We start from the raw sequence: 15,248 nt of genomic DNA, 5'->3' as shown, positions 1-15,248 counted from the left end.
ATGGATGGATCGTACTTTTCCACGGCGTGCTGCCCTTTAGGGGCGCCGCCGAAGCCTGTGCGTACCGCGCCTGGCCGGTGGTGCTCAGCCGGGCGTGTCCTGCTCTGCTTCCTGCAGGTTCCAGCCGGTGATGTACGACGGATCCTGCCCTTCGTCGCGGGTGTACTGCCGGGCACGTGCCCGTTCGTCCTGCAAATACTGCCGGAAGGACGCCTGCGTCGATCCCAGCGACGCTACCCGGTCCAGCACGTCGATGGCCAATTGGAACCTGTCGATCTGGTTCAGCATGGCCATGTCGAACGGCGTGGTGGTGGTGCCTTCCTCCTTGTAGCCGCGCACGTGCAGGTTGTCGTGGTTGGTGCGCCGGTAGGTCAGCCGGTGGATGAGCCAGGGATAGCCGTGATAGGCGAAAATCACCGGTTTATCCTGCGTGAACAGGGTGTCGAAATCCCGGTCCGGAAGCCCGTTCGGATGTTCGCGCGGATCCTGCAGCACCATCAGGTCCACCACGTTGACTACCCGGATCCTCAGGTCCGGCAACTGGTCCTTCAGCAGCGCCGCCGCAGCCACGGTTTCCAGCGTGGGTACGTCGCCCGCGCAGGCCATCACGACGTCGGGATCGGTCCGGGTGCCCGGGCCGGCGCCCTCGCTGCCGGCAAAGTCCCAGATCCCGACGCCGCGCTCCACATGCAGCAGCGCCTGTTCCGGATCCAGCCAGACCGGAGCCGGCTGCTTGCCGGAGACCACCACGTTGACCCGGTCCCTGCTGTCCAGGATGTTCCCGGCCACGGCCAGCAGGGTGTTGGCGTCCGGCGGCAGGTAGACCCGGATGACGTCTGCCTTCTTGTTCACCACATGGTCAATGAAGCCGGGGTCCTGGTGCGAGAACCCGTTGTGGTCCTGCTGCCAGACGTGGCTGGAGAGCAGGTAGTTGAGCGAGGCGACCGGTTGGCGCCAGCTTAGCCCGCGGCTGACCTTCAGCCACTTGGCGTGCTGGTTGAACATGGAATCCACAATGTGCACGAAGGCCTCGTAGCAGTTGAACACGCCGTGCCGGCCGGTCAGCAGGTATCCCTCCAGCCACCCTTCGCACAGGTGCTCGCTGAGCACCTCGGCCACGCGTCCGCTGCGGGCCAGGTGTTCGTCGAGCTCGTCAATGCGCTGCTGCCAGGCCTTGTCCGTGACGTCGTAGACGGCCTGCAGCCGGTTGGACGCGGTTTCATCCGGCCCGAAAATCCGGAAGTTAGACGGGTTCTTCCGGATCACTTCGCGCAGGTAGCCACCCAGGTTGTACATCGGGCTTACCCGTTCGGAGCCCGGATGATCGATCTTCACCGCATGGTCCGCGTACTCCGGCAGGTGCAGGTCCTGGAGCAGGCGCCCGCCGTTGGCGTACGGCGTCGCGCTCATCCGCAGGTCCCCTTCCGGAGCCAGCGCGGCAATCCCTGCGGCAAGCCGGCCGTCGGCGTCAAACAGCTCCCCGGGCCGGTAGGACTGCAGCCATTCCTGCAGCTGGGCCAGATGCTCCGGGTTGTCGTGGATCTCGGACAGCGGCACCTGGTGGGCCCGCCAGGTGCCCTCGACCTGGAGTCCGTCGACGACGGCCGGCCCGGTCCAGCCCTTGGGCGAGCGGAAGACAATCATCGGCCAGCGCGGAGCGTGCTGTTCCATCGTGCCGGCACCGGGGATGTCCGGGGTCACCGCAGTCTTTTCGCCGGTCCGGTACGGCGCCTGGATCGCGGTGATTTCCGCCAGGCAGGTCTCCAGTACGGCAGCGAAGTCCTCGTGGGCCTGTCGGACGGCGGCGGGGTCCTCGACCGTCACCACGTAGGGGCGGTAGCCATAGCCCTCGAGCAGTTTCAGCAGCTGTTCCTCGGGCATCCGGGACAGGATGGTGGGGTTGGCGATCTTGTAGCCGTTCAGGTGCAGGATGGGCAGCACCGCTCCGTCCACCGCCGGGTCGAGGAAGCTGTTGGAATGCCAGCTGGCGGCCAGCGGACCGGTTTCGGCCTCGCCGTCGCCGATCACCGTGGCGGCCACCAGGTCCGGGTTGTCGAACACCGCCCCGTAGGCATGGGCCAGGGAATAGCCCAGTTCACCGCCCTCGTGGATGGACCCGGGAGTCTCCGGCGGCGCATGGCTGGGGATTCCACCGGGGTAGGAGAACTGCCGGAACAGGGTGCGCAGCCCTTCCTCGTCCCGGCCCACATGGCTGTAGATCTCCGAGTAGGTGCCCTCCAGCCAGGCATTCGCAACATTGGCAGGGCCGCCGTGCCCGGGCCCGGTAATGAACAGGACGTTGCGTTTCTGCTCGCGGATCAGCCGGTTCAGGTGGGCATAGATGAAGTTCAGTCCGGGTGTGGTCCCCCAGTGCCCCAGCAGCCGCGCCTTGACGTCCGATGTTTCCAGCGGTCGGCGCAGCAGCGGGTTGTCGCGCAGGTAGATCTGGCCGGCAGAGAGATAGTTCGCGGCCCGCCACCACGCGTCCACACCGTCCAGGGCGCTGTCGGGATGCGGTTCGGTGCCGGGAATGCGGGCCGTGGAGGCAGCATTGGTCTCGGTCATCTTGGGGGTCCTTTCCGGTCAGGTATCGGCATGGTGCGCCTAAAGGGTCTCCACCACGACGTCGGACGGTTTCTTATCCGGGCGCAGGCCGCGCCAGACGGGATGGCGCAGTTTTCCGGTGCCGGTGCGTTCGGAGAAGGTCACTTCGCCCACCAGCGCCGGCCGCACCCACTGCGCGTCGGAGGCATCGGCAGAAGGCACATCGTCCAGCGGCGCCGTTTTGCGGGACATTTTCTTCAGGCGCGGACCGATGGTCGCGAGGTCCTTCTCGCTCAGGCCGGACCCCACCCGTCCGATGTATTTCAGGTCCACCCCGTCCGGAATGGCAACCAGGAGGGAACCGACCTTGTTCTGCCGGTTTCCCTGCCCCGGCCGCCAGCCCACCACCACTACCTCCTGGGTCAGCTGGTTCTTCAGCTTCACCCAGTTCTTGGAACGACGGCCGGGGGAATAGGTGCTGCTGCGGCGTTTGGCCATCACGCCTTCCAGCCCCAGTTCCTTGCTGGCTGCCACCGCCTCGTCCATGGACATGTCCAGTGCGGGCGGAACCTGGAGGTGCCCGTCGGGGACGGGCTCCACGGCCTGCTCGAGGATTTCCCGGCGCTGTTCGTAGCTGAGGTCCGCCAGCGAGTTCCCGTCCAGCCAGAGCAGGTCAAAGACCATCAGGTGCACCGGCGTCCGTGCGGCGGCCGCGGCGATTTCCCGCGGCTTGGTCAGGTGCATGCGCGGCTGCAGCAGGCCGAAGTCCGGCCGGCCGGCCTTGTTCAGCGCGACGATTTCGGCGTCCAGTACGGCCCGTTCCCCGTTGAGGTGCGCACTGAGGTCCTGCAGTTCCGGATAAGCGGCGGTCATGTCATTGCCGTTGCGGGAGATCAGCCGGGTGCCTGCCGGCGTCACGGTGACGACGGCGCGCACGCCGTCCCATTTCATCTCGAAGGCCCACTCGTCGTCGTCGTTGATCTCCGCCCGGCTGCCGAGCGTCGCCAGCATCGGCTCGACGGCGGGCACCGAGGCGTCTTCCGCGTCGCGGGCCGCCTTCCCGACGTCGACGGACGAGGTTTTTGCCGGGGCGGCGGCCGTGGCCGGCCGTGTCCGGGCGGCAGCGGCCACGGACTCCGCGGGCGATTCCGGGGCGTCCGCGGGAGCGGCGGCGGACCCGGCCGGCGGAGCTTCCGGCTGTCCCTTTTCGCCCGGCTTCGGCTGGTTCTTCATCAGGTGGATCAGCCAGTTGTTGTTGGCCTTGTCGCCGCCCGAGCCGGTGTGGATCAGTGCGTAGCGCCGGTCGGCTGCCCCTTCCCGAGCCAGGCCGCCGTCGGGCTGGCCGTGCAGCACCGCGATGACTTCCTTGCCGTCCCGCCATTTTTCGCGTTCATATGTGCCGTGATCCCAGATGGTGACGTCCCCGCCGCCATATTCCCCTTTGGGAATATGTCCCTCGAATTTGCCGTATTCCAGCGGATGATCCTCGGTCTGCACGGCCAGGTTGTTCTTTCCGGACGTGGACGGCGGTCCCTTCGGCAGCGCCCAGGACACCAGCACGCCGTCGTGCTCGAGGCGGAAGTCCCAGTGCAGCCGGCGGGCGTGGTGCTCCTGGATGACGAAGCTGTTGCCCTCCGAGGGAGTGGACGCTTCCTCCGGGACGGGTTCCGGCGTCTTCGCGGCGTCCCGCATGCTCCGGTACTTGGTCAGCCGGTCCGCGCCGCCGCCCGCGGACCGGACCCCATCCGATGCCCCGCCGGAGTCCTCCGTGGCCTGCTCCAGCGACTCCTCCTCGAAGGCACCGCTCTCCATTCCAGCCAGCGGATCGGATCCGCGGTGGACGCGGTCCATCACCTGCAGATAATCCAGCTGGGCCAGGTCCGGATCCTCGAGTTCTTTCCAGGTCCGCGGGGCGGCCACCGTGGGGGTGAACCGTCCGCGCAGCGAGTAGGGGCAGATGGTGGTCTTGTTGCCGTTGTTCTGGCTCCAGTCCACCAACACCTTGCCCACGCGCCGTGTCTTTTTCATGTCGCTGACCACCAGATCCGGATGGTCAGCCTCCAGGGCGCGTGCCAGCTCGTGGGCCACCGCATTGATGTCGTCGGAACTCTGGCTGCTGTCCAGGGCCGCGTAGAGGTGGATGCCCTTGGAGCCGCTGGTCACGGGCCGGGCATCCAGGCCCATGTCCGAGAGGATGGCCCGGGCCAGGCGGGCCACTTCGGCGCATTCGGCCAGCCCCGCCCCTTCTCCGGGGTCCAGGTCCAGCACCATCCGGTCCGCATTGCCGATCTTGCCGCGCGGCCCGAACTGCCACTGGGGCACATGGATTTCGAGGGCTGCGGACTGGGCCAGCCAGGTCAGCGTGGCCAGGTCATTCACCAGCGGGTAGGTATTGGTGGAGGTTTTGTGCTCGATCGAGAACCGCTTCACCCAGGAAGGAGCGGAGTCCTCGATGTTCTTCTGGAAGAACACCTGGCCGGGGTGCTCGGGCGTCCCCACTCCGTGCACCCAGCGTTTGCGGGTGGCCGCGCGGTTGCGCGAGTGCGGCAGCATGTACTCGGCCACGGCAGCGTAGTAGGCAATCACATCCGCCTTGGTGGTCTCCGTTTCCGGGTAAAGCACCTTGTCCAGGTTGGTCAGGCGGAGCCGGTGCCCCTCCACACTGACGGTCTCCTGGTTTTTCCCTCCGCCTGTCGCCATGCCCCCTAGTCTTACCGGGATACCGGGCAAATACCAGTATTTCATCAGGGGGCTTATCAATCCCGGGGTATCCGCCGCAGCGAACCGGAAGAGTCTTCGGAGGGTTTCGCCCAGAGCGTCCGGCCGCCCTGACCATCGGCGGCGGCGCGTGTGTATGTTGGGAAAATGACAGAAAGCCAGCACATCCTGGTCACGGGGGCCACCGGCTACATCGGCGGACGGCTTGTCCCGCTGCTGCTTGAAGACGGCCACCGGGTGCGGGTCCTGGCGCGCTCCCCCGAAAAGCTCTCCGATGTGCCCTGGGCGTCCGAGGTCGAAATTGTCCAGGGTGACCTATCGGACCGGGAATCCGCCGCGGCGGCCTTCGCCGGCATCGACACCCTGTACTTCCTCGTGCACTCGATGGCGTCCGGGAAGGGTTTTGGCAGCCAGGAGTCGGAGATTGCCCATTTGGTGGCCGACGCCGCCGCGGAGGCCGGCGTGCAGCGGATCGTGTATCTCGGCGGGCTTCACCCGGAGGAAGGCGAGTTGTCGCCGCACATGAAATCCAGGACCGAGGTGGGCCGGATCCTGCTCGAAGGCGAGGTGCCCGCCATTGTGTACCAGGCCGGCGTCGTCATCGGTTCCGGATCCGCCTCCTTCGAGATGATCCGGCACCTGACGGAAACCCTGCCCGTGATGCCGGCGCCGAGCTGGGTACGGCGAAGCATCGAACCGATTGCGGTGCGGGACGTCCTGCACTACCTGGTGCGGGCCGTAGACATCCCCGCCGGCATGAACCGCACGTTCGACATCGGATCACGGGAGGTCCTGACCTACGCGGAAATCATGAACGGATATGCGGAGGAAGCCGGATTGCCCCGGCGCCGTATCTACGCCCTGCCGCTGCCGGCGCCGCGGCTGGCCGGACACTGGGTGTCCCTGGTGACCCCGATCCCGCGTTCCATGGCGCTGCCGCTGGTGGAATCCCTGCAGCACGACGCCGTCGCCAAGGAACACGACATTGACCAATACCTGCCGCAGCCCGACGGCGGGCTCACGGACTACCACGACGCCGTGAAGCGGGCGCTGGGCAAGGAGAAACGCGGCGAGGTGGAAACCACCTGGGCCAACGCCTCGGCGTCGTCCGATCTGGCCTCCGACCCCCTGCCCAGCGACCCGGACTGGGCGGGCCAGACAGTGTACGTGGACTCGCGGCAGCGCCGCGCGGCCGTGGACCCGGCCGCGGTCTGGCAGGTCATCGAGGGAGTGGGCGGCCGGAACGGCTGGTATTCGCTTCCCATGGCCTGGGCCATCCGCGGGGTCCTCGATAAAACCGTCGGCGGGGCGGGCCTCACCCGCGGCCGGCGGAACCCCACCACACTGTTTACCGGCGACGTGGTGGACTGGTGGCGGGTGGAACTGCTGGAACGCGGCACCCTGCTGCGGCTGCGTGCGGAGATGCGGGTGCCCGGCAAGGCCTGGCTGGAGATGCGTGTGGACCCGGACGGCGAGGGCGGCAGCCTGTACCGGCAGCGGGCCATTTATTTCCCGAAGGGACTGGGCGGCAAGCTCTACTGGTGGCTCATTGCCCCTTTCCACGGCCTGATCTTTCCCTCCATGGCGAAGAACATCACGCGGCAGGCAGCGCGGCTGACAACACCGGCCGCACCCTGAACAGCCGTTTAGGCGGCAATTGGGTAACAGCGTTCGGGAAATCCAAAGAAGCTAATATCATCGGTAGGACAATACGCGCCGGTCGAGCCGGCCCAGCTGCAACTATGCCGGTTCCGTCGTCGTGACGGCTCCCGGCTTGTACTTGAGGGGACTTGGCTGTGCAGGACAAGAAAAGCCGTAAATGGCCAATAGCCGCGGCGGTTGCCGCGGTGCTCGTCATCGGCGGAAGTCTCGGCGCAGCCTTCGCCACCGGCCGGCTGGGCCCTTCGGAAACCGGCTCGTCCCCCGCAGCAGGCGCCTCCGCATCGGCGTCGCCCTCCGTGCAGGCCGCCCCGGTATCCATCACCACCACGCCGGCTGACGGCGCCGTAGGCGTCAACCCCGCCGAGGTTCCCTCCGTCACCGCCACCAATGCAGTGATCAACAAGGTCATCCTGAAGCCCGAAGCGGGCGGTGAGCCCGTGCCCGGCGTGATGTCCGGCGACGGTGCCGTCTGGACCGCTGATGCACCCCTGGCTTTCAACACCAGGTACGGCATGGAAGTGGTGCTCACGGATTCGGCCGGCAAGGAGACCACGCGCAAGCAGGGCTTCGAAACCGTGCTTCCGGCGAATGAAGCCAATGCATTCATGTATCCGCAGAACGCCGCCAGCGTGGGCGTGGGCCAGCCCATCGATATCACCTTCAGTGAACCGGTCACCAACAAAGACGCGGTGGAACAGGCCATCAAGGTCACCAGCACCTCGGGCCAGACCGGCGCCTTTTACTGGATCACGGACAACCGGGTCCGCTACCGGCCGGAAGCCTTCTGGGCCCCCAACAGTGCCATCACCGTGGACATGCAGCTGTTCGGCGTCGACTTCGGCAACGGAATGATCGGCAACTTCAACGAAACCCGGACTTTCAACACGCACAACACCCGCTTGGCCGTGGTGGACAACAACACTAAGACCATGCAGGTGTTCCTGGACGGGCAGCTGGTCCGGACCTTCCCCGTCACCCTCGGCGAACCCACCTGGCCTTCGCCCAGCGGCTACCAGGTTGTCGTCAGCCAGCACGAGAAGCTGCCCTTCCGCGCCGAGAGCATCGGTCTCTCGCCCGGAGACCCGGACTATTACGAGCCGTTCGACGCCTCCTGGGCCAGCCGCCTGACCAACAGCGGTGTCTTTGTCCACCAGGCCCTCGACGGCGCCGTGGGTGCCCTGGGCCGCATCAATGTTTCGCACGGCTGCGTTGGGATGTCCGCCGAGGGCGCCAAGTACTTCTATGACACCTTCGACGCCGGGGACGTGGTGCAGGTGCTGAACACCGAAGCCGGGCCGGTTTCCATCGACGACGGCTACGGCGACTGGAACATCCCCTGGGACCAGTACGCCGGGCAGCCCTAGGCTTCCACGCGCAGGCCCAGCTGGGCCGCGAGCAGCGGAGCCAGCAGCAGGAGCTGTTCTTCGTCCACGGTGAACCCCTTCAGTCCGGCTAATCCGGTGATGCTCCGGAACGCGGATCCGCGCAGGTCTGCATCCACGGCCGTACCGCCGCTTCCCAGCAGCAGGGAGTCGATCCGGCAGTCGCGGAACGCCACCCGGTTCAGCCGCGCGCCGTCCAGGTCCAGTTCCCCGATGATGCAGTTGGAGAACAGCACGTTGGTCAGCGTGCAGCCGCGCAGGTTGAGGAAATCGATCTTGCCGCCCTCCACCCGGACGGAATTCCAGCTTCCGCCGTAAAGCTCAGCGGAACCCAGGCGCGGGTTGGAGATCTCCACGTCCCGGAAGGTGGTCCTGGCCGCCCGGAACACCGGGGCATACAGGTTTTCCAGGGTCGATTCCAGAAACCGTGCAGCGGTGAGGTCGGCGTTGTCCAGGGACACTCCGGTGAGGCTGCATTCGGAGAACACTGCCCCGCGCAGTTCCAAACCGGCGAAGGATTCTCCGGCATAGGCCACCGCTTCCTGGGTGCTGCCTACCGGAACATCGGCACCGTCACTCAGGTCCTGCAGGCGAACCGGCTCGAGGACCGGCGGTTTGGTTCCAGTGCTGCGGGAACGCACCATGCCTAGGCGGAGCGCCGGCCGAAGAGGAAGTAGGCGATGGGGCCGGCGAAGTTGATGCCGCACGCGGCCATCCACCATCCGCGGCTGCCGCGGATCTGCTCCTTCGGTCGCTTCTTCAAATCCCGAAGCGCAGCTCCGGCGAGCAGGAACTGGAGTCCGGTCAGGGCTCCGAGGCCCTTTTTCTGTCCGCTGCTCAGGTCCTTGAGTTTTTTCTTTGCCATCGCCGTGCCTTCCGGTGGGTCGTTCCCGACGACGGTCGCCGTACGGGTCTGAACCCGATTATCCGCTACTGGCCGCTTCCGGGAGCAACCGAGCCGGCCTGGCCAAGCACGGAGTGCCCGCCCAGGCGGTGATAAGTCCGGTTGTGGTAGACCAGCGGTTCCTGCTCCGTGCTGCCGGGGAGGATTTCCAGGACGGTGGCCGCAATCAGGATGGAGCTGCCCACCGGGATCCTGCCGTCGATCCGGCAGCGAAGTGCCACGGGGGCTTCTTCCAGGAGGGGTTCGCCGCCGGGCAGCGTGCGGGTGCGCGTCGAGCCGAACCGGTCCGCGCCCTGCCGGGCGAAAAGTGCGGCGAGTCCGGCATTTTCGGAGCCAAGCAGGTGGACGACGACGGTCTCCGACGCGGCTATTAGACCGGCTGTCCCGTGGGTTGAGGCCAGGGAGAAGGACAGGATCGGCGGCTCCGCCGAAACCGAGGAAACCGAGGAGGCGGTCAGGCCCACGGGGCCGCTGCCGCCGTCGGCCGTAATGATCGCCACGCCCGCCGGATGAGCCCGAAAGGCGTCCTTGAATGCATCCGTTACATTCCGCTCGCACAGAGCCGTATTCCGCGTCATCTCAAGTCCTTCCGCAGACCAACCCATCGAGGGCATCCCTCAACGCTAAAACCTCAACCATAGTTGAGGTCAAATCGGAGGGACTCAGACGTCGAATGCCCGGGCGCCGGTGCCGGTGCCCGAATCGTCGGGATTCACGAACCGGCACTGGGCCAGGGAGAGGCAGCCGCAGCCGATGCAGCCGCCGAGCCGGTCACGAAGTGCCTGGAGGTGGCGGATGCGGGTATTGAGTTCCTGCTGCCAGGCGGCAGAAAGCCGCTGCCAGTCGGCCTGGTCCGGGACCCCGTCCGGAGGCAGTTCGGCGAAAGCCCGGTTGATCACGGCCAACGGAATGCCTGCCTGCTGCGCCGCGCGGATCACGGCCACCCGCCGCAGCACCGACCGGTCATAGCGCCGCTGGTTACCCTGTGTCCGCCGGCTGGAGAGCAGGCCCTGGCGCTCGTAAAAGTGCAGCGCCGATACGCTGACGCCGCTGCGCTCGGCCACCTGCCCCACGGACAGTTCCACCCGCGCGGGCCCGGATCCGGATGTATTCGCTTCCACGGCCTCGCCTTCCCTCACAGCACCCATTATCCGCCCGCTGCCGCCGCCGACTTGCCGGAGGCAAATGTGCGGGCGCGCCGGTCCATGGAACCCCGCACTTAGGATCAAGGCAGTTATATTCGCAGCGCAGGCCACTGAATCCCATATTTTTTATAAAGAGGTAATTGTGAAAGTAGAAATCCGCCACAGCCCGGCATACGCAGTAGCCCGCTGCTTCCTTGAACCCCACGAGGCAATAAAAGTGCAGCCGGGAGCAATGATGGCGCATTCCTTCGGCGTAACGCTCGTGGCAAAGGCTGACGGCGGCTTTATGAAAGGCCTGGGGAAAATGATCGGCGGGGAAAGCTTCCACACCACCGTTTTCACCGCCCCCGCCGAGGGCGGCTGGGTCGATGTCATTTCCGAGTCCGTCGGAGACGTAGTTTCCGTCGGGGTGGATAATGCAACGGGCTTCCGCTTGACGAAGGGAGCGTGGCTGGCGAACGACGGGAACCTCGACGTCGGCCCGGACGCCTCCCTGAACGGCATGTTTGCCGGTTCGGGCCTGGTGGTGCTGAAGGTCAGCGGCCAGGGCAACCTCCTGGTTTCCTCCTACGGCGCATTGGACGTTGTATCCCTGAAAGCAGGGGAAGGCTTCACCCTGGACACGGGGCACCTCGTGGGCTGGGAGTCGAGTATCCAGATGAGGACGCGCAAGGCGGCCGGCATCTTCAACTCGCTGAAGAGCGGCGAAGGCCTGGTGGTTGATCTGCAGGGGCCCGGCGACGTGATTATGCAGACCCGCGTTTTCAGTCCCGTGGCTGCCGTTCCCCGCTGACGCTCCTGCACAGCCTCCCGGGCCGTGCCAAGCCACCCGGATTCCGTCCTTCCCTCCCCTTCGCTGGCGGCCGGGACTGCGGCATGTGAAAGTGTCCCTATCGGGCCGAAACCGCTGCCTTGCGCGGTCGGTGAAGGTGCCGCCGCAACGAAGGAGGCAGCCATGGATCCCGCACCCCTCGGACCACCGGAGAAACCCGGAACGCTGGTTTTCCTGCCGGGCACCGGCCAGCCCAATCCGCAGCTCGCGGACCGGATCCGGGAGCAGATGGCAGCGGTGCCGGGATTGTCCGATTACCGGGTGCTGGCGGTCGACTGGGCCGCCGCCGCACCCGACAATGTCAGCTTTGTCCCGGCATTGCCCCCGCGGTATGTCGCCGACGATCCGCCCGGAGTGACCGATACGTCCTTGGCCCTGGCCCTTTTCGGCATGGACCTGGGAGCGGCTGATCCGCTGAAACAGGCCTCCAGCACCGGTGCCCCGCCGGCGCGCCCTGACGCGGCATTCCTGGGCGAGACGCTGCAGGATCTGGTCCTGGGTGTGCTCACGGAGGCGGGGATCCGGCACCGGATCCGCCTCACCGACGCCGCGGGCAGCTTCTTCGGCAAGGTTGCCTTCTATCTGCGCCACGGTCCGGCTGCCTGTGCCCGCATTGCGGACACCCTGCGCAGCACGGACCAGGACGCACCTGTCGTATTGTTCGGCCACAGCCTCGGCTCCGTGGCAGCTGTCGACCTGCTCAGTTCCCCCGAAGCGGACGGCATCCGCGTGGATTTGCTGGTGACCGTGGGCTCGCAGGCGCCGTGGTTCTACCTCCTCGATGCCCTCGCCTATCTCGGTCCAGTCCGCGGCGGTTCAGGGCCCGCAGTCCCCTGGTTGAATTTCTGGGACGAGCGCGACCTGATCTCCTTCTGCGCCGAACGCGTGTTTGCCGGCCGGGAGGTGAACGTGACCGACAGCGAAGTGGACTCCGGCAAACCCTTTCCCGAATCCCATACCGCCTATTTTTCCGATCCGCGTGTGTACCGGCAGCTGTGGGAGCATCTGCGGGAGGCACGCGCAGACAAACCCGGCTCTGGCAACGGAACCGGAATCTAGTGTTCACTGGACTACATGAGAGCGATCTGGAAAGGCGCCATTGCGTTTGGGCTGGTCAACGTGCCGGTCAAGGTTTATGCCGCCACCGAGGACCACGACGTCAGCCTTCACCAGGTGCATGGCAAAGACGGCGGGCGCATCCGCTACCAGCGCCGCTGCGAGATCTGCGGCGAGGTGGTGGAATACAAGGACATCGCAAAGGCGTACGACGACGGCGAGCAGACGGTGGTCCTTACCGACGAGGATCTGGCCTCCCTTCCCGTGGAGAAAAGCCGGGAAATCGACGTCGTGGAATTCGTGCCCAGCGAGCAGGTGGATCCCATCCTGTTTGACCGGACGTACTATCTGGAGCCGGACTCCAAATCGACGAAGTCCTACGTGCTGCTGCGCCGCACCCTTGAGGACACCGACCGCACGGCTATCGTCCAGTTCTCGCTCCGGCAGAAGAGCCGGCTGGGTGCCCTGCGCGTACGCGGTGACGTGCTGACCCTCCAGACCCTGCTGTGGGAGGACGAGGTCCGGGAGGCCACCTTCCCCTCCCTCGACGAAAAGGTGCGGATTTCCGCCAAGGAGCTGGAGATGTCCTCGGCCCTCGTGGATTCCTTCAGCGGGGACTTCGATCCTTCCGAATTCACCGACGATTACCAAGAGCAGCTCAAAACCCTGATCGATGCCAAGCTCGAACAGGGAGAATCGCTCGACACGGAGGAGACCTTCGGCGGAGAATCCGAGGAGGACGAGGGCGGCAAGGTCCTGGACCTCATGGAGGCGCTGCGGCGGAGCGTAGAGAAGAACCGCGATAAAAAGAGCGGCACCGACAGTAAAAGCACCAAAGAGGACGGCACCAAGAAGGCTCCCGCCAAAACCGCGAACTCCAAAGGCACCAAAAGCACAGCCAAAACCCGGAAAGGCGCCTGACCGCTATGGCATCTCGCAATTTCTTCACGGACCGGTTCGGCCGGCAGACTGTTTTCAAGGTGCCCAACGGGCCGCTCATCGGCTGGGGCCTGTTTGGCGTGGCGTCCATGATGGCACTGACGCCCAGGAACGCCGGGCTGCTTAAGACCCTCAGCAAAGGCTGCCTGATGGTCTGGGCCCTTGGGGAGACCTTCCGAGGTGACAGCGGCTTCCGGCGCAGCATCGGTGCCGCCACCCTGCTGCACCAGGTCGCCGGCCCGGCAGACCGGGAAGCTGAAGCCGGCACGCCGAAAATGTCCGTCAGCAGCCGGCAGCAGCACTAGTCCGCTCGGGGCCGGCCGTACGGGATGGTCCCTACTGGCGGTATCCCTCGACTTCACCCACGGGCCGTTCCTGCGCCTCATCCGGGTTCTGCCCGGCGTCGGCCTTGGCCCGCCGCTGGCGGAGAAGGTCCCAGTACTGGTCCAGCTGTTCCTCCACCCGCCTGAGTTCCGCGGCGTGTTTCTCGGGTTCCGCACCCGGATCCGTCTCCCGCAGGGACTGCTCCTGCGCTACGAGTTCCTGGATCCGGTGCTGGATTTCCTGTTCGTCCATGGCTCCAACGCTAACCGGGGCGGGCGGCGGATTCCAGCATCGGACGCGGCAGCCCGGCTAGTTGGGAACTGATCCTTCACCGGGGTTCGGGTTGCTGCGGTACGAGCTCGGTTCGCTCTCACGTCCCAGGAAGATACCCAGCAGGATCATCACCACTGCCAGCACTGCGTGCAGCCAATTGTCCGCCGTGTTGAAGGGAACGAAGTTGGCGTCCGACTCCAGCGGGATGAGCAGCCCGTAAATGAAGAGCAGGGCGTAGAGGATGCCTCCTCCCAGCAAATAGAGCTTGGCCGAGGAGTGCTTTCGCGCCAGGGCCAGCCCGGCGAAGCCCAGCAGCATGTGGACCACGTTGTGGAGCACCGAGACCTGGAATATGCCCAGAAGTGCGGCTTCGGATGCGTAACCCGAGAAGTAAAGCTGGCTGTAATTGATGGTGGCCCCGGGAATGAACCCCAGGACTCCGATAAGCAGGAAAACAATCCCGAATGCAATTGCGGCTTTCTGCGCATTGGTCCTGCGCGCCGAGAGACCGCCGCTGGAACCGTAGCTGGGGTATGCCATGATGACTCCTCTGCTCCGCAGCACCGGAGAACCGGACCGGGAGGATTCGGTGATCAGGGCTTTAAACTGTTGCACAATTGGGGCAAGGTGGGAAGCATGCTGACTTTCCAGGACCATGAGGGGGTACCAGATGGGGTTTGCGCCTAAAACGGCAATAGTCACGGGGTCTGATTCCGGCATAGGACGCGCCGCCGCCGTAGCACTGGCCAAGGCGGGAATGGATGTGGGCATCACCTGGCATTCGGATGAACAGGGTGCCATGGACACTGCTGAGGAGGTCCGTTCGCACGGCCGCACCGCCGTCGTGGCCCATCTGGACACCACCGATCTCCCAGGGTGCGCGGACGTGGTGGATTCCCTGGCGGAGAAGCTGGGCGGCCTGGACGTGTTCGTCAACAACTCGGGGACCGGGGACGGGCAGAAGTTCCTGGAGCTGGGCCATGACGCCTGGCGCACCACCCTGGACACCAACCTCAGCGGGGCTTTTGTCTGCCTGCAGCGGGCAGCTCAGCGCATGGTCGCGGCCGGCAACGGCGGCCGGCTGATCGCCGTCACCAGCGTCCACGAACTCCAGCCGCGAGTGGGCGCCGCGGCGTACACCGCCTCCAAGCACGGGCTCGGCGGGCTGATCAAGACCATCGCCCTGGAGCTGGGCAGCTACGGGATCACGGCCAATTCGGTGGCGCCCGGGGAAATCGCCACACCCATGACGGGGCAGACGGACTCCGACCCGCAGGCCGAGGACCGCCCCGGCATTCCGCTGGGCCGGCCCGGCTATGCCACCGAGATTGCCGACGTCGTGGCCTTCCTGGCTTCACCGGCGTCGTCCTACGTCACGGGGGCCTCCTGGGCCGTCGACGGCGGCATGCTCCAGATGGGACCGCAGGGCGGCTCCCACATCACTTCGTCAGCTTGGCGGGAAGGATAAC

15 protein-coding genes are annotated in these 15,248 nt (G+C 65.9%); 7 read left to right on the top strand and 8 right to left on the bottom strand.

All coding sequences use genetic code 11. The features are described 5' to 3' along the window. Window positions 1-84: 84 nt before the first annotated feature. Window positions 85-2,565: a phosphoketolase gene (locus tag NNX35_RS05870; RefSeq protein ID WP_255867226.1), complete on the bottom strand. Its 2,481-nt coding sequence runs from the start codon at window positions 2,563-2,565 to the stop codon at window positions 85-87. A 39-nt stretch (window positions 2,566-2,604) separates the two neighbouring features. After that, a complete protein-coding gene (locus NNX35_RS05865; protein WP_255867225.1) occupies window positions 2,605-5,244 on the bottom strand; it encodes an ATP-dependent DNA ligase in 2,640 nt (879 codons plus the stop codon). Between the two features lie 165 nt (window positions 5,245-5,409). On the opposite strand from NNX35_RS05865, the gene NNX35_RS05860 reads away from it, so the two are divergent. Together NNX35_RS05860 and NNX35_RS05855 are read left to right on the top strand one after the other, a co-directional pair. Next, window positions 5,410-6,900 (top strand): SDR family oxidoreductase, encoded by a 1,491-nt coding sequence (locus NNX35_RS05860; protein ID WP_255867223.1) that lies wholly within the window; start codon window positions 5,410-5,412, stop codon window positions 6,898-6,900. A 158-nt stretch (window positions 6,901-7,058) separates the two neighbouring features. Then, window positions 7,059-8,288: an Ig-like domain-containing protein gene (locus NNX35_RS05855; RefSeq protein WP_255867222.1), complete on the top strand. Its 1,230-nt coding sequence runs from the start codon at window positions 7,059-7,061 to the stop codon at window positions 8,286-8,288. Here NNX35_RS05855 and NNX35_RS05850 read toward each other — a convergent pair. From NNX35_RS05850 to soxR, 4 genes are all read right to left on the bottom strand, one after another. Continuing rightward, window positions 8,285-8,950, bottom strand: coding sequence for a pentapeptide repeat-containing protein (locus tag NNX35_RS05850; protein WP_370646962.1), 666 nt, complete (start codon window positions 8,948-8,950; stop codon window positions 8,285-8,287). The genes NNX35_RS05855 and NNX35_RS05850 overlap by 4 nt on opposite strands. A 2-nt stretch (window positions 8,951-8,952) precedes the next feature. Next, a complete protein-coding gene (locus NNX35_RS05845; RefSeq protein WP_255765547.1) occupies window positions 8,953-9,171 on the bottom strand; it encodes a hypothetical protein in 219 nt (72 codons plus the stop codon). 65 nt (window positions 9,172-9,236) lie between these two features. Beyond that, window positions 9,237-9,788: a flavin reductase family protein gene (locus tag NNX35_RS05840; RefSeq protein WP_255867220.1), complete on the bottom strand. Its 552-nt coding sequence runs from the start codon at window positions 9,786-9,788 to the stop codon at window positions 9,237-9,239. Window positions 9,789-9,872: 84 nt separating this feature from the next. Then, a complete protein-coding gene (gene soxR / locus NNX35_RS05835) occupies window positions 9,873-10,331 on the bottom strand; it encodes a redox-sensitive transcriptional activator SoxR (RefSeq protein WP_255862201.1) in 459 nt (152 codons plus the stop codon). Between the two features lie 166 nt (window positions 10,332-10,497). On the opposite strand from soxR, the gene NNX35_RS05830 reads away from it, so the two are divergent. The 4 genes from NNX35_RS05830 (at window position 10,498) to NNX35_RS05815 (ending at window position 13,487) form a co-directional block, all read left to right on the top strand. Then, on the top strand, window positions 10,498-11,148 hold the full coding sequence (locus NNX35_RS05830; RefSeq protein WP_255765544.1) for a TIGR00266 family protein: 651 nt from the start codon (window positions 10,498-10,500) through the stop codon (window positions 11,146-11,148). A 162-nt stretch (window positions 11,149-11,310) separates the two neighbouring features. Next, window positions 11,311-12,246, top strand: coding sequence for a thioesterase domain-containing protein (locus tag NNX35_RS05825; protein ID WP_255862202.1), 936 nt, complete (start codon window positions 11,311-11,313; stop codon window positions 12,244-12,246). Between the two features lie 15 nt (window positions 12,247-12,261). After that, window positions 12,262-13,164 carry a Ku protein gene (locus tag NNX35_RS05820; protein ID WP_255765542.1) on the top strand — a complete coding sequence of 301 codons (903 nt, stop codon included), beginning with the start codon at window positions 12,262-12,264 and terminating at the stop codon, window positions 13,162-13,164. Between the two features lie 5 nt (window positions 13,165-13,169). After that, complete coding sequence (locus NNX35_RS05815; RefSeq protein ID WP_255765541.1) at window positions 13,170-13,487, top strand: hypothetical protein; 318 nt, start codon at window positions 13,170-13,172, stop codon at window positions 13,485-13,487. A 31-nt stretch (window positions 13,488-13,518) separates the two neighbouring features. On the opposite strand, the gene NNX35_RS05810 is transcribed toward NNX35_RS05815, so the two are convergent. Together NNX35_RS05810 and NNX35_RS05805 are read right to left on the bottom strand one after the other, a co-directional pair. Then, window positions 13,519-13,758 carry a DUF2630 family protein gene (locus tag NNX35_RS05810; protein ID WP_255765540.1) on the bottom strand — a complete coding sequence of 80 codons (240 nt, stop codon included), beginning with the start codon at window positions 13,756-13,758 and terminating at the stop codon, window positions 13,519-13,521. Between the two features lie 57 nt (window positions 13,759-13,815). Further along, a complete protein-coding gene (locus NNX35_RS05805; protein WP_255867219.1) occupies window positions 13,816-14,319 on the bottom strand; it encodes a DUF4383 domain-containing protein in 504 nt (167 codons plus the stop codon). Window positions 14,320-14,449: 130 nt separating this feature from the next. Here NNX35_RS05805 and NNX35_RS05800 point away from each other — a divergent pair, with 130 nt between their 5' ends. Next, window positions 14,450-15,247, top strand: coding sequence for an SDR family oxidoreductase (locus NNX35_RS05800; protein ID WP_255867218.1), 798 nt, complete (start codon window positions 14,450-14,452; stop codon window positions 15,245-15,247). The last annotated feature ends 1 nt before the right edge of the window (window position 15,248 follow it).

Source organism: Arthrobacter sp. zg-Y844, from assembly GCF_024385465.1.
Lineage (GTDB): Bacteria > Actinomycetota > Actinomycetes > Actinomycetales > Micrococcaceae > Arthrobacter_B.
Note: the sequence above shows the minus strand (reverse complement) of the source record. Positions and strands in the feature narration are given on the sequence as shown.

What these genes read in the sequence shown, in the direction of transcription:
- NNX35_RS05870 (WP_255867226.1), bottom strand. Translation starts at nt 2,565, where the DNA reads ATGACCGAGACCAATGCTGCCTCCACGGCCCGCATTCCCGGCACCGAA.
- NNX35_RS05865 (WP_255867225.1), bottom strand. Translation starts at nt 5,244, where the DNA reads ATGGCGACAGGCGGAGGGAAAAACCAGGAGACCGTCAGTGTGGAGGGG.
- NNX35_RS05860 (WP_255867223.1), top strand. Translation starts at nt 5,410, where the DNA reads ATGACAGAAAGCCAGCACATCCTGGTCACGGGGGCCACCGGCTACATC.
- NNX35_RS05850 (WP_370646962.1), bottom strand. Translation starts at nt 8,950, where the DNA reads ATGGTGCGTTCCCGCAGCACTGGAACCAAACCGCCGGTCCTCGAGCCG.
- NNX35_RS05845 (WP_255765547.1), bottom strand. Translation starts at nt 9,171, where the DNA reads ATGGCAAAGAAAAAACTCAAGGACCTGAGCAGCGGACAGAAAAAGGGC.
- NNX35_RS05840 (WP_255867220.1), bottom strand. Translation starts at nt 9,788, where the DNA reads ATGACGCGGAATACGGCTCTGTGCGAGCGGAATGTAACGGATGCATTC.
- NNX35_RS05825 (WP_255862202.1), top strand. Translation starts at nt 11,311, where the DNA reads ATGGATCCCGCACCCCTCGGACCACCGGAGAAACCCGGAACGCTGGTT.
- NNX35_RS05820 (WP_255765542.1), top strand. Translation starts at nt 12,262, where the DNA reads ATGAGAGCGATCTGGAAAGGCGCCATTGCGTTTGGGCTGGTCAACGTG.
- NNX35_RS05815 (WP_255765541.1), top strand. Translation starts at nt 13,170, where the DNA reads ATGGCATCTCGCAATTTCTTCACGGACCGGTTCGGCCGGCAGACTGTT.
- NNX35_RS05810 (WP_255765540.1), bottom strand. Translation starts at nt 13,758, where the DNA reads ATGGACGAACAGGAAATCCAGCACCGGATCCAGGAACTCGTAGCGCAG.
- NNX35_RS05805 (WP_255867219.1), bottom strand. Translation starts at nt 14,319, where the DNA reads ATGGCATACCCCAGCTACGGTTCCAGCGGCGGTCTCTCGGCGCGCAGG.
- NNX35_RS05800 (WP_255867218.1), top strand. Translation starts at nt 14,450, where the DNA reads ATGGGGTTTGCGCCTAAAACGGCAATAGTCACGGGGTCTGATTCCGGC.